This is a genomic window from Streptomyces nojiriensis (genome assembly GCF_017639205.1).
Lineage (GTDB): Bacteria > Actinomycetota > Actinomycetes > Streptomycetales > Streptomycetaceae > Streptomyces > Streptomyces nojiriensis.
On sequence record NZ_CP071139.1, the window covers coordinates 5,542,256 to 5,562,614 of the forward strand.

The 20,359-nt window shown below is 71.8% G+C and carries 21 protein-coding genes and 1 riboswitch; of the genes, 11 read left to right on the top strand and 10 right to left on the bottom strand.

Translation table 11 applies throughout. From position 1 onward, the window contains the following. Positions 1-60: 60 nt before the first annotated feature. Complete coding sequence (locus tag JYK04_RS25950) at positions 61-897, bottom strand: DMT family protein (RefSeq protein ID WP_189733744.1); 837 nt, start codon at positions 895-897, stop codon at positions 61-63. Positions 898-1,013: 116 nt separating this feature from the next. Between JYK04_RS25950 and JYK04_RS25955 the strand changes: the two genes are divergently transcribed. Together JYK04_RS25955 and JYK04_RS25960 are read left to right on the top strand one after the other, a co-directional pair. Beyond that, positions 1,014-1,316 carry a hypothetical protein gene (locus tag JYK04_RS25955; RefSeq protein ID WP_189733198.1) on the top strand — a complete coding sequence of 101 codons (303 nt, stop codon included), beginning with the start codon at positions 1,014-1,016 and terminating at the stop codon, positions 1,314-1,316. A gap of 8 nt (positions 1,317-1,324) precedes the next feature. Next, the gene (locus JYK04_RS25960; protein ID WP_189733196.1) at positions 1,325-2,527 is read left to right on the top strand and encodes a glutathionylspermidine synthase family protein; all 1,203 of its coding nucleotides are present in this window, start codon (positions 1,325-1,327) and stop codon (positions 2,525-2,527) included. A 180-nt stretch (positions 2,528-2,707) separates the two neighbouring features. Here the strand turns inward: JYK04_RS25960 and rocD are convergent, their stop codons facing one another. Beyond that, positions 2,708-3,913 (bottom strand): ornithine--oxo-acid transaminase, encoded by a 1,206-nt coding sequence (rocD, locus tag JYK04_RS25965; RefSeq protein WP_189733194.1) that lies wholly within the window; start codon positions 3,911-3,913, stop codon positions 2,708-2,710. Positions 3,914-4,043: 130 nt separating this feature from the next. Continuing rightward, positions 4,044-4,134: riboswitch (ZMP/ZTP riboswitch) on the top strand. Positions 4,135-4,168: 34 nt separating this feature from the next. Between rocD and JYK04_RS25970 the strand changes: the two genes are divergently transcribed. From JYK04_RS25970 to JYK04_RS25985, 4 genes are all read left to right on the top strand, one after another. Next, on the top strand, positions 4,169-5,437 hold the full coding sequence (locus tag JYK04_RS25970) for a serine hydroxymethyltransferase (RefSeq protein ID WP_189733192.1): 1,269 nt from the start codon (positions 4,169-4,171) through the stop codon (positions 5,435-5,437). 297 nt (positions 5,438-5,734) lie between these two features. After that, positions 5,735-6,748 carry a tryptophan--tRNA ligase gene (gene trpS / locus JYK04_RS25975; protein ID WP_189733190.1) on the top strand — a complete coding sequence of 338 codons (1,014 nt, stop codon included), beginning with the start codon at positions 5,735-5,737 and terminating at the stop codon, positions 6,746-6,748. Positions 6,749-6,845: 97 nt separating this feature from the next. After that, the gene (locus JYK04_RS25980) at positions 6,846-7,460 is read left to right on the top strand and encodes a 2'-5' RNA ligase family protein (protein WP_189733188.1); all 615 of its coding nucleotides are present in this window, start codon (positions 6,846-6,848) and stop codon (positions 7,458-7,460) included. A gap of 202 nt (positions 7,461-7,662) precedes the next feature. Beyond that, on the top strand, positions 7,663-8,568 hold the full coding sequence (locus JYK04_RS25985) for a YihY/virulence factor BrkB family protein (RefSeq protein ID WP_189733186.1): 906 nt from the start codon (positions 7,663-7,665) through the stop codon (positions 8,566-8,568). Positions 8,569-8,646: 78 nt separating this feature from the next. Here JYK04_RS25985 and JYK04_RS25990 read toward each other — a convergent pair whose 3' ends face one another. From JYK04_RS25990 to JYK04_RS26000, 3 genes are all read right to left on the bottom strand, one after another. Further along, entirely contained in the window at positions 8,647-9,075 is a 429-nt protein-coding gene (locus JYK04_RS25990) for a hypothetical protein (RefSeq protein WP_189733184.1), read from the bottom strand. Positions 9,076-9,134: 59 nt separating this feature from the next. After that, positions 9,135-10,031, bottom strand: coding sequence for a hypothetical protein (locus JYK04_RS25995; RefSeq protein ID WP_189733182.1), 897 nt, complete (start codon positions 10,029-10,031; stop codon positions 9,135-9,137). A 293-nt stretch (positions 10,032-10,324) separates the two neighbouring features. Further along, positions 10,325-11,533, bottom strand: a complete 1,209-nt coding sequence (locus JYK04_RS26000) for a D-alanyl-D-alanine carboxypeptidase family protein (RefSeq protein ID WP_229874976.1) — start codon at positions 11,531-11,533, stop codon at positions 10,325-10,327. 121 nt (positions 11,534-11,654) lie between these two features. Between JYK04_RS26000 and JYK04_RS26005 the strand changes: the two genes are divergently transcribed. The 3 genes from JYK04_RS26005 to JYK04_RS26015 all read left to right on the top strand — a co-directional run bounded on the left by JYK04_RS26005 (position 11,655) and on the right by JYK04_RS26015 (position 14,899). After that, on the top strand, positions 11,655-11,966 hold the full coding sequence (locus JYK04_RS26005) for an SCO4848 family membrane protein (RefSeq protein WP_229874975.1): 312 nt from the start codon (positions 11,655-11,657) through the stop codon (positions 11,964-11,966). Beyond that, complete coding sequence (locus tag JYK04_RS26010; RefSeq protein WP_189733178.1) at positions 11,963-13,219, top strand: metallophosphoesterase; 1,257 nt, start codon at positions 11,963-11,965, stop codon at positions 13,217-13,219. Before JYK04_RS26005 ends, JYK04_RS26010 begins: the two co-directional genes overlap by 4 nt. Before the next feature lie 123 nt (positions 13,220-13,342). Further along, positions 13,343-14,899 (top strand): ABC transporter substrate-binding protein, encoded by a 1,557-nt coding sequence (locus JYK04_RS26015; RefSeq protein WP_189733176.1) that lies wholly within the window; start codon positions 13,343-13,345, stop codon positions 14,897-14,899. A gap of 19 nt (positions 14,900-14,918) precedes the next feature. Here the strand turns inward: JYK04_RS26015 and JYK04_RS26020 are convergent, their stop codons facing one another. The 4 genes from JYK04_RS26020 to JYK04_RS26035 all read right to left on the bottom strand — a co-directional run bounded on the left by JYK04_RS26020 (position 14,919) and on the right by JYK04_RS26035 (position 17,250). Continuing rightward, the gene (locus JYK04_RS26020) at positions 14,919-15,659 is read right to left on the bottom strand and encodes a TetR/AcrR family transcriptional regulator (protein WP_189733173.1); all 741 of its coding nucleotides are present in this window, start codon (positions 15,657-15,659) and stop codon (positions 14,919-14,921) included. Positions 15,660-15,670: 11 nt separating this feature from the next. Beyond that, positions 15,671-16,099, bottom strand: coding sequence for a thiol-disulfide oxidoreductase DCC family protein (locus JYK04_RS26025; RefSeq protein ID WP_189733171.1), 429 nt, complete (start codon positions 16,097-16,099; stop codon positions 15,671-15,673). 3 nt (positions 16,100-16,102) lie between these two features. Continuing rightward, entirely contained in the window at positions 16,103-16,507 is a 405-nt protein-coding gene (locus JYK04_RS26030; RefSeq protein ID WP_189733169.1) for a hypothetical protein, read from the bottom strand. An 80-nt stretch (positions 16,508-16,587) separates the two neighbouring features. After that, positions 16,588-17,250: a DUF998 domain-containing protein gene (locus JYK04_RS26035; protein ID WP_189733167.1), complete on the bottom strand. Its 663-nt coding sequence runs from the start codon at positions 17,248-17,250 to the stop codon at positions 16,588-16,590. A gap of 145 nt (positions 17,251-17,395) precedes the next feature. Between JYK04_RS26035 and JYK04_RS26040 the strand changes: the two genes are divergently transcribed. Both JYK04_RS26040 and JYK04_RS26045 read left to right on the top strand, forming a co-directional pair. After that, positions 17,396-17,719: a YciI family protein gene (locus tag JYK04_RS26040; RefSeq protein WP_189733165.1), complete on the top strand. Its 324-nt coding sequence runs from the start codon at positions 17,396-17,398 to the stop codon at positions 17,717-17,719. A 74-nt stretch (positions 17,720-17,793) separates the two neighbouring features. Further along, a complete protein-coding gene (locus tag JYK04_RS26045; RefSeq protein ID WP_189733163.1) occupies positions 17,794-19,797 on the top strand; it encodes a DUF6596 domain-containing protein in 2,004 nt (667 codons plus the stop codon). On the opposite strand, the gene JYK04_RS26050 is transcribed toward JYK04_RS26045, so the two are convergent. Continuing rightward, on the bottom strand, positions 19,773-20,330 hold the full coding sequence (locus JYK04_RS26050; protein ID WP_189733161.1) for a hypothetical protein: 558 nt from the start codon (positions 20,328-20,330) through the stop codon (positions 19,773-19,775). The genes JYK04_RS26045 and JYK04_RS26050 overlap by 25 nt on opposite strands. Positions 20,331-20,359: the final 29 nt, after the last annotated feature.

A 20,359-nucleotide genomic window follows, 5' to 3' on the forward strand; every position in this document is an offset into this window, starting at 1 on the left:
GCTGGGAGGTGCCCCCTTGCGAGGCTGAAAGACCCGGGGCTCCGCCCCGAACCCCGCGCCTCAAACGCCGGCGGGGCTGGATTTGTCCGGGGCCGGGGGTTCGCCGAAGCGGGCCAGGGCCAGGGAGCCGGCCACCGCCACCGCGAAGCCCGTCACCGCCAGCCAGGTCAGGCCCTCGCGGGTGCTGTCGCCGAGCCAGACCACGCCCACCACCGCCGGGCCGATCGTCTCGCCGAGCACCATGCCCGCCGTCGCCACCGTCACCGAGCCGCGCGCCAGGGCCGAGGTGAGGAGCAGGAAGGCCGCGCCGCCGCCCAGCAGGAGGGCGTACAGGGCCGGGTTGCGCAGGTCCCAGGGGGAGTCGAGGAGTCGTACCGAGACCTCCACCACCCCGAAGCCCGTCCCCGCCGCGAGGCCCAGGACCAGCGCCCGCGGCCCGTCCGGGAGCCGGCCCGCGACCAGGCCGACCAGCAGCACCAGCCCGGCCACCGCCAGCATGCCCAGTTCCAGCGCCGTCGACCCGGTCCCCGTGCCCTCCTCCCCGGCGGACAGTCCGAGCATCAGCAGACCCGCGCACACCACCGCCACCGCGCCCCACTCGGTCCGGGACAGCCGCACCCGCAGCAGCCGCGCCGCGACCACCGCCGTCACCGCCAGGCTGGCCGCCAGCGCGGCCCCCACCGCGTAGATCGGGACGTGCCGCAGGGCGATGATCTGGAGCACGAAGCCGGCTCCGTCGAGGCCCAGACCCGCCAGGTACCGCCACTGCCGCACGGCCCGCAGGAACAGCGCCGTGTCCACTCCGGACCCGGTACCCGGCTCCGCCGCCCGCGCCGCGACCGCCTGCAGGACCGAGGCCGTACCGAAGCAGACCGCCGCACCGAGCGCGCAAATCATCCCAATCAGCACGAACTGACTCTAGGTCACGGATCTCACAGCGGCCGGATTCCATCGGCCGGTTACCCCGCTCTACTCTGTCGGCAGCACGCGAGGCCCCAGGGGGAGCAGCAGACATGGACAGCAGCAGCACCAATCAGCGCCGCATGCGCTCCGGCGCCGTCGCCCTCGGCGGCATGGGCCTGCTCGCGGCCACCCTCGTGGCCTGCGGCAGCAGCGACGAACCGGACAAGCGCTGCGCGTCCCGCTCCACGCTGCAGCACCTGAACAACAAGGAGTGCAAGAGCGGCGGCACCGGCTCGTACTACTACGGCGGCTACGTCAGCTCCGGCAAGGTCGCCGGCGGCAGCTTCGAGAAGTCCGCCGTCACCCGGGGCGGCATCGGCGGCCACTCCAGCTCCGGCTCCAGCGGCGGCTGACCGGCACCATGGAGCGGCACACCATCGAACCCCGTCCCGACTGGCAGAAGACCGTCGAGGAGCAGGGTCTGATCTATCCCCTGACCCGCTTCCCCGACGACTCCCTGCGCCCCTACTGGGACGAGAGCGCGTACTACTCCTTCTCGCTCCCCGAGGTCGAGGCCCTGGAGAACGTCGTCGAGGAGCTGCACGCCATGTGCCTGGCCGCGGCCGCGCACATCGTCGAGCACGACCGCTTCGCCGACCTCGGCATCACCGATCCGGAACTGGCCGCGCTGATCGCCGAGTCCTGGCGGCGCCGCGCCGAACAGCCCTCCCTCTACGGCCGATTCGACCTGCGCTACGACGGCACCGGCAGCCCGGCCAAGATGCTGGAGTACAACGCCGACACCCCCACCTCCCTCGTGGAGGCGGCCAGCCCCCAGTGGTTCTGGATGGAGGAGCGCTTCCCCGGTGCCGACCAGTGGAACTCGCTCCACGAGCGCCTCGTCGACGCCTGGCGGCGCCAGGCCGAGCTGCTCCCGCCCGGCCCGCTGCACTTCGCGCACTCCGAGACCGACGAGCTCGGCGAGGACCTGATGACGGTCGCCTACCTCCAGGAGACCGCCGAGCAGGCCGGCCTGGAGACCCAGGCCCTGTCCGTCGAGCAGATCGGCTGGGACAGCCTGTCCGGCCGGTTCGTGGACGAGAAGCTCCGCTTCATCCGCTCCTGCTTCAAGCTCTACCCGTGGGAGTGGCTGGCCACGGACGAGTTCGGCCCGCAGGTCCTCGGCACGTACGACCACGGCGGCGGCTCCGGCTCCACCTGCTGGATCGAGCCGCTGTGGAAGATGCTGCTGTCCAACAAGGCGCTGCTCGCGATCCTGTGGGAGCTCTTCCCGGAGCACCCCAACCTGCTGCCCGCCTACCTCGACGGCCCGCGCGAGCTCGCCGGTCCCGGGTCCGCCGGCTACGTGGCCAAGCCCCTCCTCGGCCGTGAGGGCGCGGGGGTCACCCTGCACGAGGCGGGCGAGGGCGGCGAGCCGTTCGTACCGGAGGAGGGGGAGCGGTACTGCTTCCAGGGCCTGGCCCCGCTGCCCGACTTCGACGGCAACCGGGTGGTGCTCGGCGCATGGGTCGTCGAGGACGAGGCGGCGGGACTCGGCATCCGCGAATCGGCGGGGCCGGTCACGGACGAGTACGCCCGCTTCCTGCCCCACGTCATCCTCTGACCGGACCGGGCGGGCCCTGGGCCGTCTCTTCCGGATCTCGCCGGGCCCGCGACGCCCGGCACCGCACCCGGCCGCGTTGTCGGGGCACGCGAGTACGTCCAGTACACGGGCGCCCCTCCGCCTTGCCATGTACGGCACCGGACGCCGCGGGCTCGGCCGACAAGATCCGAAAGAGACGACCTAGGCGCCGAGCACCGACCGGAGCTGGTCCAGGCCCCAGTCCAGGTCCTCCTTGCTGATCACCAGCGGTGGGGCGATCCGGATCGTCGACCCGTGGGTGTCCTTCACCAGCACGCCGAGCTCCATCAGCTTCTCGGAGATCTCCCGGCCGGTGCCCCGCGACGGGTCGATGTCGACGCCCGCCCACAGCCCGCGGCCGCGGACGGCGGTCACCGCGCCCCCGCCGACCAGCAGGTTCAGCTCCCGGTGCAGGTGCTCGCCCAGCTCGGTGGCGCGGCCCTGGAACTCGCCGGTCCGGAGCATCGCGATCACCTCCAGCGCGACCGCGCACGCGAGCGGGTTCCCGCCGAAGGTGGACCCGTGCTGCCCGGGCCGGAACACCCCGAGCACGTCCCGGTCGGCGACCACGGCCGACACCGGCACCACGCCGCCGCCGAGTGCCTTGCCGAGGATGTAGACGTCCGGGACGACCCCCTCGTGCTCGCACGCGAAGGTCCGGCCGGTCCGCCCCAGCCCCGACTGGATCTCGTCCGCCATGAACAGGACGTTCCGCTCGCGGGTCAGTTCCCGTACGCCGCTCAGGTACCCGGCGGGCGGCACCAGCACCCCCGCCTCGCCCTGGATCGGCTCCAGCAGCACCGCCACCGTGTTCTCGGTGACGGCGTGGGCCAGCGCGGTGAGGTCCCCGTACGGAACGATCTCGAAGCCCGGCGTGTACGGGCCGAAGTGGTCGCGGGCGTCGTGGTCCGTGGAGAAGGAGACGACGGTCGTGGTGCGCCCGTGGAAGTTGTCGGCGGCGACCACGATCTTGGCGTGCCCGTCCGGGACGCCCTTGACCTCGTAGCCCCACTTGCGGGCGGTCTTCACCGCCGTCTCCACGGCCTCCGCCCCCGTGTTCATGGGGAGCACCATCTCCTTGCCGCACAGCGCGGCGAGCTCGGTACAGAAATCGGCGAAGCGGTCGTGGTGGAAGGCGCGCGAGGTGAGCGTGACCCGTTCCAGCTGGGCGTGGGCGGCGTCGATCAGACGGCGGTTGCCGTGCCCGAAGTTGAGGGCCGAGTACCCGGCGAGCATGTCGAGGTATCTGCGGCCCTCGACATCGGTCATCCACGCGCCTTCCGCGGACGCGACGACCAGGGGCAGCGGATGGTAGGTGTGCGCGCTGTGCGCGTCTTCGGAGCGGATGGCATCAGCAGTTGTCGACACGGGGTCTCCGATCGTCCGTCCGGCGCGGTGAAGCGCCGGTGCAGCGGTGACGAGGGTGGCGTCACCTTCTTATCGTCGCTCGTATCGCGGACGCAGAAACCTCTCTCCCGGCGCGCCCGCTAAGGTGTCCGGTACGCACGGCGACTGGCGTACGGAGAACCAACTCCGGGGGAGTCGTGCGCGCTCGACCGCATACAGGGCCGCTCGCCTGGGCCTCGCGGGGTACCGATCACATCGACCCCGGAGGAGCCCGCCATGTCCGCGAGCCGCCATCCCGCCCTTCTCTCCACCGACCCCGAGCTGGCGTCCTTCGTCGCGGCGGAGGAAGTGCTGCAGGCGCAGACCCTGCGCCTGATCCCCAGTGAGAACTACGTGTCCGCGGCCGTCCTCGAAGCCTCCGGCACCGTGCTGCAGAACAAGTACAGCGAGGGCTACCCCGGCCGCCGCTACTACGAGGGCCAGCAGAACATCGACCGCGTCGAGGCGCTGGCGATCGAGCGGGCCAAGGGCCTGTTCGGGGTCGACCACGCCAACGTGCAGCCGTACTCCGGCTCGCCCGCCAACCTCGCCGTGTACCTGGCCTTCGCGAAGCCGGGCGACACCGTGATGGGCATGGCCCTGCCGATGGGCGGGCACCTGACGCACGGCTGGGGCGTCTCGGCGACCGGCTCCTGGTTCCGGGGCGTGCAGTACGGCGTCCGGGCCGACACCGGGCTGATCGACTACGACGCGGTGCGCGAGCTGGCCCTCGCCGAACGGCCCAAGCTGATCTTCTGCGGCGGTACCGCCCTGCCGAGGACCATCGACTTCGCCGCCTTCGCGGAGATCGCGCGGGAGGCGGGCTCGATCCTGGTCGCCGACGTCGCCCACATCGCGGGCCTGATCGCCGGCGGCGCGCACCCGTCCCCGGCGGACCACGTCGACGTCATCTCCACCACCACGCACAAGACCCTGCGCGGACCGCGGGGCGCGATGCTGATGTGCCGGGAGGAGCACGCGAAGGCCATCGACAAGGCGGTCTTCCCGGGCCTGCAGGGCGGCCCGCACAACCAGACGACGGCCGGTATCGCGGTGGCGCTGCACGAGGCCGCGCAGCCGTCGTTCGTCTCGTACGCCCACGCGGTCGTCGCCAACGCCAAGGCGCTGGCCGCGGCGCTGCTGCAGAAGGGCTTCGACCTGGTCTCGGGCGGTACGGACAACCACCTGATCCTGATCGACCTGACCGGCAAGGACGTACCGGGCAAGATCGCGGCCAAGGCCCTGGACCGGGCGGGCATCGTCGTGAACTACAACACGGTGCCGTTCGACCCGCGCAAGCCGTTCGATCCCTCGGGCATCCGCATCGGCACGCCGTCGCTGACGTCCCGCGGGCTGTCCACGGAGCACATGCCGCTGGTGGCCGAATGGATCTCGCGCGCGGTCGACGCCGCCGCGAAGGGGGACGAGCAGGCGCTGGCCGTGATCCGCGCCGAGGTGACGGACCTCATGGCCGCCTTCCCGGCCCCGGGCCTGCCGCTGTCGTAGCCAGCGGCACCGCTGCCGGGGCTCCGCCCCAGACCCCGCGCCTCAAACGCCGGCGGGGCTGGATCTTCCAGCCCGCCCGGCGTTTGAGGGCGTCGCGGCCGGAGCCGCCGCCGCACCATTGAGCACCGCGCAGCGGTGTCGGGTCCGGCCCGGAAATCGGTCGCTCGGCCGGGGCCGGATCCGGCCGCACCGCTACCGCCGGGTACCCCCGCACCGCACCGGCACCAGCGCTGCGACCCGGAATGATCCGGCCAGCGGCGGGCACGGGCCCGCCCCCGCACCTGAGAGAATGAAGCCATGGCTTCTGATCGTCCTCGCGCGCTCTCCGGCATCCAGCCCACCTCCGGTTCGTTCCACCTCGGGAACTACCTCGGAGCCATCCGCCAGTACGTCGCCCTGCAGGAGACGCACGACGCCTTCTACATGGTGGTCGACCTGCACGCGATCACCATGCCGCAGGATCCGAAGGATCTGCGCGCGAACACCCGCCTCTCCGCCGCCCAGCTGCTGGCCGCCGGCCTGGACCCCGAGCGCTGCACGCTCTTCATCCAGAGCCACGTGCCCGAGCACGCGCAGCTCGGCTGGGTCATGAACTGCATCACCGGCTTCGGCGAGGCCAGCCGGATGACCCAGTTCAAGGACAAGTCGGCCAAGGGCGGCGTCAACAGCGCCAGCGTCGGCCTGTTCACGTACCCGATCCTGCAGGTCGCCGACATCCTGCTGTACCAGGCGAACGCGGTCCCCGTCGGCGAGGACCAGCGCCAGCACATCGAGCTGACCCGCGACCTGGCCGAGCGCTTCAACAGCCGGTTCGGCCGGACGTTCACCCTCCCCGCCGCGCACATCGTCAAGGAGGTCGCGAAGATCTACGACCTCCAGGACCCGGCGATCAAGATGTCGAAGTCCGCGTCGTCCCCCAAGGGCCTGATCAACCTCCTCGACGAGCCCAAGGTTACCGAGAAGAAGATCAAGAGCGCGGTCACCGACACCGAGGCCGAGATCCGCTTCGACTCCGAGAAGAAGCCCGGCGTCAGCAACCTGCTCACGATCTACTCCACCCTCACGGGCGAGACGATCGCCGAGCTGGAGGCCAGGTACGAGGGCAAGGGCTACGGCGCACTCAAGACCGACCTGGCCGGCGTGATGGTCGATTTCGTCACACCGTTCAAGAAGCGGACCCAGGAATACCTGGACGACCCGGAGACGCTGGACTCCATCCTGGCCAAGGGCGCGGAGAAGGCCCGCGCGGTCGCCGCCGAGACGCTCGCACAGGCCTACGACCGCCTCGGTCTGCTGCCCGCCAAGCACTGACGAACGCAACTACGGACAGAGAGACCTGGCACGAATGGGGGTGCTGCCGCCACACTGGGGCGGCAGCAGTCCACAGCGACAAGCGGAGGAGAGATACGTGGGGACCGTAACGCTCGGCGTTTCGATCGCGGTCCCGGAGCCGTACGGCAGCCAGCTCCAAGAGCTGCGCGCCGGCTTCGGGGACGCTGCCGCGCACGGCATCCCCACGCACGTCACCCTCGTCCCGCCCACCGAGGTGGAGGCGGACCGGCTCCCCGCGATCAGGGCCCACCTCGTCGAGGTCGCGGCCGCCTTCCGGGCCTTCCGGATGCGGCTGGCCGGCACGGGAACCTTCCGCCCCCTCTCGCCGGTCGTCTTCGTCAAGATCGCCGAAGGGGTGGCGGGCTGCACCCGCCTCCAGAGCGAGGTCCGCGACCCCCAGGGGCCGCTGGACCGGGAGCTGGCGTTCCCGTACCACCCGCACGTCACGGTCGCCCACGGGATCTCCGAGGAGGCGATGGAAGTGGCCTTCACGACCCTCGCCGAGTACGCCGCCGAGTGGGTCTGCGAGGGCTTCGCGCTCTACGAGCAGGGCTCGGACGGGGTCTGGCGCAAGCTGCGCGAGTACCCGTTCGGGACCGGGCTGAACGGTGTCCCGGCGCAGGCCGGCTCACCCGCCGACCAGGCCGCCGGGACGGCCGGGGCCGCCGGGGCGACCGTACCGCCGTCCTGACGGAGCGGGCGCGGCGCCAGGGGCGGGCGCAGGGTCAGGGGGAGCCGGGCGATGCGCCGGGCACGGAATCTCAGCCTTCGCAGGACCAGGGTGTGGAACGGGCGACCCGTAGGGCGCGTTTCGGGAAAAGTCACAATCGACGACCGTAGCCGCCAGAAGCGACAATCCCGGCTATTTCCGGCGGCTGAATTACGGTGACCCCATGGACTGGCTGACGAAACTCCCGGTGATCGGGCCGATGGCGTCCCGTCTGATGCGCACGCACGCGTGGCGTTCGTACCAGCGCCTCGACCGCGTGCACTGGACCCGCCTCGCCGCCGCGATCACCTTCATCAGCTTCCTCGCCCTCTTCCCGCTGATCACCGTGGCCGCCGCGATCGGCGCGGCGCTGCTCACCCCGCAGCAGCTGGACCGGCTGGAGAAGAACCTCGCCGAACAGGTCCCCGGCATCTCCGACCAGCTCAACATCGAGGGGCTCGTCGCCAACGCCGGCACGGTCGGTCTCGTCGCCGGCGCCCTCCTGCTCGTGACCGGTGTCAGCTGGGTGGGCTCGATGCGGGACTGCCTGCGCGCGGTGTGGGAGAAGGACGACGAGGACGACGGGAACCCGATCGCCCGCAAGGGCAAGGACACGCTCGTCCTGCTCGGCCTCGGCGGCGTGGTCCTGGCCTCCGCCGCCGCCTCCATCCTCGGATCCAGCGCGGTCGGGAAGACCGCCGAATGGCTGGACATCCCGCGCGAGGGCGCGGGCGGCGCGCTGCTGCGCTCCTGCGCCTTCCTCGTCGGCGTCGTGGCCGCCTTCCTGCTGCTGCTCTACGTACTGACCCTGCTCCCGGGCGTCGAACCGCCGCGCGGCCGCCTGATCCAGGCGGCCCTCATCGGCGCGGCAGGCTTCGAACTGCTGAAACTGCTGCTCAGCGGCTATATGCGGGAGGTCGCCGCGAAGAGCATGTACGGGGCCTTCGGCGTGCCGATCGCCCTGCTGCTCTGGATCAACTTCACGGCGAAACTGCTGCTCTTCGTCTCGTCCTGGACGGCCACGCGCGACGACGCGGACGGCGACGGTACGGAGGACCCGCCGGCCGCCGAGGCGGCGCGGCCGGCCTAGTCCGTCTCCGGGCGACGCGCGCCGGTGGCGCACCGGTGTGGGGCCCGGTGCGCCACCGGGGTACTGCCGGCGGGCGCTCTACCAGGTGCCGTTGCCGCAGCCGTACACCCACCGGTGCGAGGCGGCGTTGTCGTGGACCGCCTTCCACTGACCGCTGGTGTCACCGTTGCGGGTCCAGTTGAACGACTGTGCGTTGCCCCGCAGGTTCCATTCGGTGCCGTAGCCGATACAGGCGTAGGCGCCGGTGTTGTTCTCGTTGTAGTAGATGTTGACGTGGTCGCGGCCGCCGGCGCTGCCGCTGTTGCGGACCCAGTCGACCTTGTTCTTGACCTGGTAGGGCCAGTCGCTGGAGTTGCCGGCGTTCTGGTAGAGGTAGTTGTAATCGTCCGAGTAGGCACAGAAGTTCGTGTATCCGCAGCCGCCGTCGGCCTGCGCCGCGGTCGGAACGGCCACCACCGCCGCACCGGCGATCGCGAGCCCCGCGAGGAGCGTCCTGAGCTTGTTCATCTGGGGTCCCTCCCAAAGAGTGCCGTACATGGTTCACCGCCGGTCGGCGGTACGCGATGTCAGCTCCCGGCGTGCCGGGCGACCACATCGCGAGCTGTGGGCAGGGCCGCCACCTGCAACCGCCGCATGGCGTCGAAGGCGGCCCCGTGCTCGGCGCGGATCAGGTCCGAATAGCGCCGGTGCAGGTCCTGCGCGGTGTCGGCGAGGCCGGTCGAGCGGGCGCACTCGGCCTGGGCGGTGGCCATCGGTACGTCCTCGGCCTCGGCGGCCGGACCGGTCCGTGCCAGTTGTTCGTCGCGCTGCCTGGCCGGGTGCACGGCCGGGAAGCCGCGCGCGCCGACGCACTCGCTCCACCCGGCCAGCGCCGTCCGGAAGGCGGGGTCCTGGTCGACCCGGCCCGTGCGCACCGCGCCGAGCTGCTTGACGGTCTCGCTGGAGCCGTACCAGAGGCGCACGTCCCCGTAGAGCTGCCGCCACGACGTGGCGATGCAGCCCCGGTCGCTGTGGCTCAGCGTGCCGCCGCCCGGGTTCTCGACCGCCAGCCCCTTCGCGTCGGGTCCCATGAGGGCCGCCCCCAGGGCCTCCAGCCGCTCCGCGGAGAGCCCGCTCTGGTACCGGCCGCGCGGGCCCGACGCCGCCTCCTCGTCCAGCTGCCGCTCGATCCGGCGCCCGAACCCGTGGCGGCGGGCCCAGTCCACGTCGTCCACGCCGTACGGGAAGTCCCGCCAGTCCGGGTGCGGGACGCGCGGGACCGGCCAGTACGAGAACCCCTGCGCCCGCATGCAGTCCTGTACGAGCAGCTCTCCCGCGGTGTGGAGCACGTCCAGCTCGGCGGTCTCCAGGGCGCGCGCCGGGGTCCGCTGTCCGGCGCCGTCGGCCGGCAGGGCGGTCCAGGCCGCCGCGGCGAGCAGCGTGCCGCAGGCCACCACGACGACGGCCGACCATCTCCTCCGCATGGGAGGACCCCCTTCCCGACGGCGTCATACCGTCGGGACCGAGCAAACCCTGGCGAAGTCCTGTGGTGTACCTGTGAGTTGATAGGTGGCGCGGGCCCGGGAACCGGGCTAGGCCGTCTCTTCCGGATCTTGCCGGGCCCGCGACGCCCGGCACCGCACCTGGCCGCGTTGTCGGGGCGCCCGAGTACGTCCAGTACACGGCGCGCTCCTCCGCCTTGCCATGCACGGCACCGGACGCCGCGGGCTCGGCCGACAAGATCCGAAAGAGACGGCCTAGTGCCGCTGCGGCCGTCTCAGATCAGCTCTTCGCCCCGGCCGCGGCGTCCCCGGGGCCAGCGGCGGTTGACCGCGAAGGCGCCGCCCGCCAGGACGGCCAGTACACCGCCCGCGACGGCCAGCGCGGTGCCCGCGCCGCCGCCCGAGTCCTTGCCGGCCGCCGACGGGTCCTTCTCGTGCGACTGCGCCGGGGAGCCGTGCGAGGAGGTGTCCGCACTCTTCGGCGGCACCAGCTCACCCACCGGCTTGACCTTCCCGGCGGCCGCGAAACCCCAGTCGAAGAGCGCGGCGGTCTCCTCGTAGACCGAGTTCGCCCCGCCCGTTCCCGGATTCATCACCGTGACCAGCAGCTTCCTCGAACCCTGCTGCGCGGCGCCGGTGAAGGTGGAGCCGGCCATGGTGGTGTTGCCGTTCTTCACCCCGGCGATGCCCTTGTAGGGGGTGATGCCGCCGGCTCCCGTCATCAGCCGGTTGGTGTTCTGGATCTCGAAGTAGTCCCGCGGCTTCCCGGGCTCCTGCAGTCCGGGGAACTTCGCGCTCACCGTGCCGCAGTACTCCCTGAAGTCCTGCTTCTGCAGTCCGGAGCGGGCGACGAGCGTCAGGTCGTACGCGCTCGACACCTGCTCCGGGGCGTCGTACCCGTCGGGCGACACGACATGGGTGTCCAGGGCCTGCAGCTCCTCGGCGTGGGCCTGCATGTCCTTGACGGTCTTCTCGACGCCGCCGTTCATGGCCGAAAGTACATGCACGGCGTCGTTCCCCGACCGCAGGAACACCCCGAGCCACAGGTCGTGGACGGAGTACTCGAGGTCCTCCTTGACGCCGACCAGGCTGCTGCCCGGGCCCACGCCCTCCATGTCCTTGTCGGTGACCTTGTGGACCTGGTCCTTGGGCAGGCCCGGCAGCACGGTGTCCGCGAAGAGCATCTTCATGGTCGAGGCGGGGGGCAGCCGCCAGTGCGCGTTGTGCGCGGCCAGGACCTCGCCGGACTCGGCGTCCGCCACGATCCACGACCGCCCGGTGAGGTTCGCCGGCAGCGCGGGCGCGCCCGGCAGCAGGTTCACCTGGGTCCCCGGCTGGCCGAGCAGGGATCCGCCGACCGTGGACATCGAGACGGGCGGAGCGGGGGCCGGCGGGGTCGGCGCGGCGTACGCGGGGACCACCAGCGCGGCGGGCACCAGCAACGCGGCGGAAAGGACCGTCAGCGCGGTCGTCTTGGCAGACACGCAGGTGAAAGTACATCCCGATGAGCTGGGGGAGGCAGCGGACCGGCCAATTCCAGGCAACCGACCCCGGGACAGCCCACCCCCGCGCGTCCGTCCTGGGGACGAAACCGATACTGAAGGCATGAGACTCAGTCGTACCGCCTCCTGGTTCCTGCTCGCCTTCGGCGTGTGGAGCTGGTTCATCTGGGTGTCTTTCGTCCGGAACCTGTGGAAGAACGGCAGTGGTCTTGCCTTCGATGCGGCCGGCGATCCCACTTCCTACTTCTGGGTGCACCTGACGCTCGCGGTGACGTCCTTTCTCCTGGGGACGGCGGTCGGTCTGATCGGGTTGCGCAGCGTCCTCGCCCTGCGGCGTTCGTCACGTGCGGAGGGTGCGGAAGGCGCCGAGCGCCCGGACCGTACGGACCGCCCCGACCGGGGCACCTCGGCATGACGGTCCTGGTCTTCGCACTCGTCGCCCTGGCGGTCTGCGCCCTGCTGGTCCTGGTCCACCGCTGGCTCTGGACCCGCCTGGTCCGCGACACCACCGCGCCCGGCGGCCGGACCCGGCGCATCGGCACGGCCTTGGCCATCGCCCTGCCCCTCCTCTCTGTGGCCGCGCTCACCACGGGCCGGGCGGGCGCCCCCTTCTGGCTCCAGCAGACGGTGGCCTGGCCCGGGTACCTCTGGCTCGCGGTACTCCTGTACCTGACCCTGACGATGCTGGTAGCGGAGCCGATCCGCGCGCTGTCGCTGCGCCGTCTGGCCCACCGTGATTCCGCCGGAGCGGTGGCCGACCGGCCCGAGCCCGTGGAGGTGCCCGCCGCGGCGGCACCCGCGGCCGCCCCGGCCACCGCCGAGCGGCCCGCCGCCGGCGCCGGGCTGAGCCGTCGCCGGTTCGTCGCCCGCACGGTCGGCGGGACGGCCGCCGCCGTGGCCCTCGGCACGGTCGGGGCCGGGACCTACGGGGTCCTGCGCGGGCCGAGCGTGAAGCGGGTGCGGGTCCCCCTCGCCAAACTGCCCCGCGCGGCACACGGCTTCCGGATCGCCGTCGTCAGCGACGTCCACCTCGGCCCGGTGCTGGGCCGCGCCCACACGCAGCGCATCGTCGACACCGTCAACCGCACGCAGCCCGACCTGATCGCCATCGTCGGCGACCTCGTCGACGGCAGCGTCCCGGACCTCGGGCCCGCCGCGGAGCCGCTGCGCCGGCTCGCCGCCCGCCACGGCTCGTACTTCGTCACCGGGAACCACGAGTACTTCTCGGGCGCCCGGCAGTGGATCGACCACGTCCGCGAGCTGGGGCTGAACCCGCTGGAGAACGCCCGCCGCGAGCTGCCGTACTTCGACCTCGCCGGGGTCAACGACATCCAGGGGGAGCGGGAAGGGAGCGGGCCCGACTTCCGGGCGGCGCTCGGCGACCGGGACCGGACGCGGGCCGCCGTGCTCCTCGCGCACCAGCCCGTCGTCATCCACGACGCCGTCCGCCACGGCGTCGACCTCCAGCTCTCCGGCCACACCCACGGCGGCCAGCTCTGGCCCGGCAACTACCTCGCGGAGCTCGCCAACCCCACCGTCGCCGGTCTGGAGCGCTACGGCGACACCCAGCTCTACGTGTCCCGCGGGGCCGGGGCCTGGGGGCCGCCGGTCCGAGTCGGAGCGCCGTCCGACATCACGGTCGTCGAACTCGCCTCATTCCAGGCCTGATCGGCGCCAAGCGCCCGCAGCCGCCGCCCCAACTGGCCTTCCGGAGGCCGAAATTCCGTGATGGGATGACCGTTAATCGGACAGCACGTCGCTGTCATCGGGTCATGGGGTGGGGTTCAGGGGATGCGGTCTGTCCGCTCGAAGATAATCGCGGCCGGGCTGGTCCTCGGCGTGGCCGGCGTGGGTGCCTGGCAGCTGCTGCCCGAGGACGGCGGCGGCCGCGGTGCCGTCCGCGTCGGAACGAGTGACGTCGTCTCCTCCCTCGACCCCGCCGGGGCGTACGACGCCGGTTCCTGGGCCCTGTTCAGCAACATCTACCAGTCGCTGCTGACCATCAAGCCCGGCTCCGACACCCCCGTGCCGGACGCCGCCGCCTCCTGCGGTTTCGTGGGCCAGAAGCTCACCACCTACGCGTGCGAGCTCCGCCCCGACGTGAAGTTCGCGGGCGGCCGCACCATCACCGCCGAGGACGTCAAGCACTCCTTCGACCGCATCAAGGCGATCAACTCCGACCAGGGTCCGGCTCCGCTCTTCAACACCCTGGAGTCGGTCAAGGCCGAGGGGCGCACGGTCACCTTCAACCTCTCCGCCGGCGACTCCACCTTCCCCTTCAAGATCGCGACGGGCGCCGCCTCGATCGTCGACAAGGACAAGTACCCGGCCAAGTCCCTGCGCGAGGACGGCAAGGCGGACGGCTCCGGCCCGTACACCCTGGGCGGCTACAAGGCCGGTACGAGCGTCGAGCTCAAGCCCAACGGCTCGTACAAGGGCCAGGGCAAGCCGGCCCACACGCCGGTCACCGTCAAGTACTTCAAGGACTCCGAGCAGCTCGACCAGGCCTGGAAGGCCCACCAGGTCGACGTCGCCCACCGGGACATGCCGCCCGCCGTGCTCGCCGGTCTCAACCCGGGCATGAAGGACACCCGCTACCAGGCCTCCGGCGGCAGCGAGACCCGCTCCATCGTCTTCAACGTCCGCCCCGGCTCCACCGCGGCCCCGCTCGCCGTCCGCCAGGCCGTCGCCGCCGTCCTCGACCGCGCCAAGGTGGCCACCGAGGTCCACCTGGGGACCGTCACCCCGCTGTACTCCCTGGTCCCGGCGGGCATCGCCGGCCACAGCACGCCGTTCTTCGACGCCTACCCGGCCCCGAACGCGGCGACGGCCAAGAAGCTCCTCAAGGACGCCGGGATCACCGGTCCCGTCCACCTCAACCTGGGCGTGAACGTGCGCGGCGCGAACATGCCCGAGGCCGAGGAGCTCAAGCGCCAGCTGGAGTCCACCACCCTCTTCCAGGTGACGATCAAGCCGGTCGACGTGTGGAGCGACTTCCAGAAGGCGTACGCGGCGGGCGAGTTCGACGCCTACACCATCGGCTGGATCGCGGACTTCCCGGACGCGGACAACTTCCTCGCCCCGCTCGTCGGCGCCGACTCGTCCATGAACAACGGCTTCTCCGACAAGCACGTCGACGAGCTGATCACCCGTACCCAGTCCCACGCGGAGCGGAGCGAGGCGGCCGCCGAGTTCCGCGACCTCCAGAAGCTGGTCGCCCAGCAGGCCCCGATGGTGCCGATCTGGCAGAAGAAGGACTACGTGATGTCCCGCGAGGACGTCACCGGAGCCCAGTACCTGTCCGACGGCACCGGCGTCTGGCGCCTGTGGGAACTCGACTGGCTGTAGCCAGTCGCGTTCCCGGCGGTCACGCGGGGTCCGTCTCCGGGTAGGGGTCCGAGGCCCTGCGCCGGGCCCCCGCGGTGGCCGTCTGGGCCATGCCCGGCAGGAAGTCCGCGAACAGCTCGTGCACTTCCCGCACCAGCGGCCGCAGCACCCGGAAGCGGGCCAGCACGATGCCCCGCGTCGTCAGCTGCGCGCCGCGCTCGGCGAGCCGGCGCGTCTTGTCGCTGTTCGGCGAGCGGTCGAAGACCCAGTACAGGACCAGGCCCATCTGCGCGAGCCACATCAGCTCGGGCAGTACGTCGGCCAGCTCGGCCGGCACCTTGGTCTTCGCGCCGGCCAGCACCTCGCGGTGGATGCTGATCGCCGCCTTCCGCGCCTGCTCGGACTCCGGCGAGAACGGGCTGAGCGGACTCTCGGGATCCGCCGCGTTCTTGAAGAACTGGGAGGCGAACTCGTGGTACGGGGCCGCGATGTCCAGCCAGGACGTCAACACGCCCGCGTACCGCTTCTGCAGATCGGTCTCGTTGTCCAGGATGGGCCGGACCGCCGCCTGGTGGGCGGCGCCGATCCGGTCGTAGAACCCCTGGACCAGGTGTTCCTTCGACTCGAAGTAGTAGTAGGCGTTGCCGACCGAGACGCCGGCCTCCTTCGCGATACCCCGCATCGTCGTCTTGTCGAAGCCGCGTTCTTGGAAGAGGCGGAGCGCGGTTTCGAGGATGAGCGTGCGGGTCTGCTCGCTCTTGGGAGCCTTCTGATCAGTCACGGTGTATGAGCCTATCGGGGGACGGAGCACTCGTCGTCACAGGCCGGTCCCTCGGCGGCCTCGGGGTAACCCTCGGTACGCACGGCCTGCCGCCAGGCAGAGGCCGTGTGCATGGCCGCCCGGGCGAAGGGCCGGCCGGCCGGGGTGGCCAGCCAGTTCGCCTTCGGCCGGTGCTCGGCCAGCGCCCACAGGCACACGATGAAGGCGTCGGTCCCGGTCCACACCTGCCCCGTGTCCCCGATGACGGTGATCTCCCGCAGCGTCGACGCGTGGTCGAGGCGGGGGAACCGCCGCCGCGCCTCCCAGGAGGCGGCGGGGACGAGGGCGAGCGGGACAAGCCACCGCTGCGCGAGCAGCCAGTGCCGGATGTGCACGCAGAGCGGGCAGCCGGCGTCGTAGAGGACGGTCAGCTTCCGTACGGGCGCGGCGGCGGTCGTCACGGCTCAGGCCCCGACCGGTGCGGTCCACGCCTGCGGGGGGACGGGCGGGGTCTGCTGGCGCTCCATGATCCCGCGGCGGCGCATCTTGTTCAGCACCCACACGTTCCCGAGGTGCATGACACCGAGGACCAGCAGGACGACGCCGAGCTTGACCGAGAGCGCCTCGAAGAGCGCGCGGGGGGTCTGGATCTCCTCACTCGACCGGAGGTAGAGGGTCACGAAGCCGATGTTCACGAGGTAGAAGCCGACCACCAGGAGCTGGTTGACGGCGTCCGCGAGCGTCTCGTTCCCGTGCAGGACGTCACCGATGAAGACGCGGCCGTTGCGGCTGAGCGTGCGGGCCACCCAGATGGTGAGGGCGATGCTGATGAGCAGGTAGATGACGTACGTGATGACGGTGAGGTCCATGTCCCCAGCCCCTTTGAACGTGTTCAAACTTGCTGACAGGGATGACTGTAGGCCTCTTTTTGAACAAGTTCAAGCGTTGTTCAGCGGGCGCTGCGGAGGTGGTTCGCGATCAGGGAGATCGAGAGCATCGCGGTGATGACGCCGACGGCCAGGGTGAGCGTGCCGGCCGTGCCGCCTCCCATCGCCCAGCCGTTGCCGAGCAGGAGGGCGGTGCCGCCGACGCGGGAGAGCAGGGCGTACCGGCGGTCGCCGGCGCGGCCGAAGTGGCGACCCAGGACGAAGCAGGCGGCGATCAGCGAGAGGAAGGTGACCGACCCCGCGGCGAAGTGGGCGTAGCTGTGCCAGGTGAGGGTGGTCGGCTGCCCGTACGGGGTGCCCGCGGGGAAGCCGTCGGCCGGGTCCATGACGAACACCCCCGCGGCGATCATGCCGACGCCGGCGACGCGCACCAGACGCGGCGCCCAGGTGCCCCCGGGCGTCCCGAGCAGGGCCCGGCGCAGGCCGGTCGCCCCCACGGCGAGCAGGGCCCCGACGACCAGGAAGTCGGTGATCTGCAGCCACCCCAGGGATCCGTTGCTCAGGGCGCTCAGCGGGTGGCGGGTGATGTCGAAGCCCTCGCGGAGCGCGGCCTGGGACAGGGCGACGGCCGCCCACAGAGGGGTCGCCGTGACCACGCAGGTGAGCAGCGGGCGGGTGGCGGTGCGGGTGTGGGACCGGGTCGCGGGTGCGGAGTTGGTGGTCATGGCGGATGCCTCTCGGGTCGGTCGTCTCCGGTGCTTGCGACACCACGTCGATTCGGAGATGTGACGGGGAACGGATGGCATTCCCTGTCACATCGCCTCGTTCGACGTGGTGTCGCAAGCACCGCACGACCGAGGAGAGGGACCCATGCGCTACCTGATGACGACCCGGCCTTCCGATGCCGCCCCGGACGAGAACCTGTACGCCGAGATGGGCAGGTTCATCGAGGAACTGTCGGCCGCCGGCGTGCTCCTGGCGACCGGCGGCCTGGAGCCGGGCGGCGTCCTGGTGACGTCGCTCGGGGACGAGATCACCGTGACGGACGGGCCGTTCGCCGAGACCAAGGAGGCCGTGGCCGGATTCGCCCTGATCGAGGTCCGCTCCAAGGAGGAGGCGATCGAGCTGGCCCGCCGCTTCCGCAGGATCGTCGGTGACGGCGAGAGCGTGGTCCAGCAGGTCTTCGGCCCCTGACCCGCCGGCGCCGCCGCGCCCCGCATCCGGCCCCGGCTTGCGTGCGAGCCGGGGCCGGTGCTGTGATCGTCCCTGTGCCGGACACCCATCGCACGATCGACGCCGTCTGGAAGCTGGAGTCCGCGAAGATCATCGCCGGGCTCACCCGGATGGTCCACGACGTCGGTCTCGCCGAGGAACTGGCCCAGGACGCGCTCGTCGCCGCACTCGAACAGTGGCCCGTCTCGGGGATCCCCGACAACCCCGGCGCCTGGCTGACGACCACGGCCAAGCGGCGGGCGGTCGACCACATCCGGCGCGACCGGCGACTGACGCACAAGCAGGAACAGCTCGCCCACGAGCTGGCACAGCAGCGGGAACCCGACCAGGGCGACGTCCTGCGGCTGATGCTCATCTCCTGCCACCCCGTCCTGCCGACCGAGGCCCGGGCCGCACTGACGCTCCGGCTGCTCGGCGGTCTGACGGCCGAGGAGATCGCCCGCGCCTTCCTCGTCACCGGAGCCGTGATCGCCCGGCGCATCGCCGCCGCCAAGCGGACGCTGGCCGAGCGGCAGGTGCCCTTCGACCTGCCGGACGAAGCCGAGCTGACCGAACGCCTCTCGTCCGTCCTGGAGGTCATCTACCTGATCTTCAACGAGGGGTACTCGGCGACCTCGGGCGACGATCTGATGCGGCCCGGACTCTGCCTCGAAGCCCTGCGGCTGGGCCGGCTGCTGGCGGAACTGGCGCCGCAGGAGGCCGAGGTGCACGCGCTCGTGGCCCTGATGGAGATCCAGGCCTCCCGCTCGGCCGCGCGCACCGGCCCGTCGGGCGAGCCCGTACAGCTGCACGAGCAGCAGCGCGGACGCTGGGACCAGCTGCTCATCCGCCGCGGGTTCACCGCGATGCTGCGCGCCCGGCAGGTCGGCGGCACCTCGCCCGGCCCGTACGTCCTGCAGGCGGCGATAGCCGTGTGCCACGCGCAGGCAGCCACCGCCGAGGACACCGACTGGGTCCGGATAGCCGGCCTGTACGGGGCCCTGGCGCACCTGCTGCCGACGCCCGTCGTCCAGCTCAACCGGGCCGTGTCGCTCGGGATGGCGTACGGGCCCCGGGCGGGCCTGGACCTGGTCGACTCCCTGACCGCCGATCCCGCACTGCGCGACTACCACCTCCTGCCGAGCGTCAGGGGAGACCTGCTGGCGCGCCTCGACCGGCACCAGGAAGCACGGCTGGAGTTCCACCGGGCGGCCGCCCTCACCCGGAACGCCGCCGAGCGCGCCTTTCTGGAGCGGCGCGCGGACGCGATCGCCGGCCCGGACCCGACCGGTCCCACGCTCGGGGAGGCCGCCCGCGATTTCCTCGCCCGCGACGACCTGGACCGGGCGACGGTCCGCTCCTACGGCCAGACCCTCCGGCGGCTGTGCCTGGCCCTCGGCGACCGGCGGCCGCTGGCCTTGCTGACGGCCGGTCAGGTGGCGGGCGTCTTCGCGACGGCCTGGGGCGCGGCGGCGGCCAGGACCTGGAACCGGCACCGCTCGGCCGTGCGGTCCTTCGGCTCCTGGGCCGGCCTGGACGACCTCGCGGCAGGGCTGGAGCGGCGCGCGGAGACCGGCTCCCGCGCGCCGGCGCTGGGCCCCGCCCAGCTCGACGCGCTCTGCGGCCGCCCGGACCTGCCGCTGCGCGAACGGACGCTGTGGCGGCTCCTGTACGAGTCGGGGGCCGGGGTGAAGGCGGTCCTGTCACTGAACGTCGAGGACCTCGACCTGGCGGACCGCCGGGCTCCGGCCGGCGGACCGGGGCGCCGCACCTGGGTGAGCTGGCGTTCGGGGACCGCGGCTCTCCTGCCCGGGCTGCTGGCCGGCCGGACCCGGGGCCCGGTGTTCCTCTCCGACCGGCGGCCCGGACCGGCCCGGACGCCCGCACCGGCCGACCTCTGCCCGCAGACGGGCCGCCGCCGCCTCTCCTACGAGCGGGCCGAGTACCTCTTCAAGGAGGCCACCAGGTCCCTGGACCCGGCGGCCGGCGGCTACACGCTGGGCCGGCTGAGGCCCGGCCCGGCGGAGCGCGTGCCTCACATGCTCATCGACCGCGCGTAGTTGAGCTGGCCCATCACCCACTGGTAGGTGTACGCGTCCACCGCCGGGATCATCGTGGAGTGGTGGCGGCCGCCGCTGGTCACCGTGACCTGGATGTAGCCGGTCGTGGTCTTCTGCTTCATCAGCAGGAAGAGCAGGCCGAGCAGGCAGAAGAGGAAGAAGACGATCGCGAGCACGATCGCGTGCGGCGGGATCTTCTCTTCGGTGCGCGAGAAGTCGGTCGCGTTCCACATCGCCCCCCGCAGCGGCATGGTGCCCGACGGGGTGATGATCTGGTCCCCGGCGACAGTGATGTCACCGAGGGACAGACCGGCTCCGCCGACCGGGGCGGCAGCCTGGTAGGCAGGGGAGGGGATACCGCCGCCGATGGTCGGCTGGTAGGCCGGAGGCGCCGGATAGGGCTGCGGGTAGCCGTAACTGGCCTCGCCGGGACCCCACTTGTAGTCACCCTGGCCGGGCGTGGCAGGCGTGCCGGGCTGACCGCCCTGGCCGGCGGGGTCGCTCGTGTACGGATTCGGCTGCTGCTCACTCATGCCGCCGATCCTTCCACAGGGACTTCCTC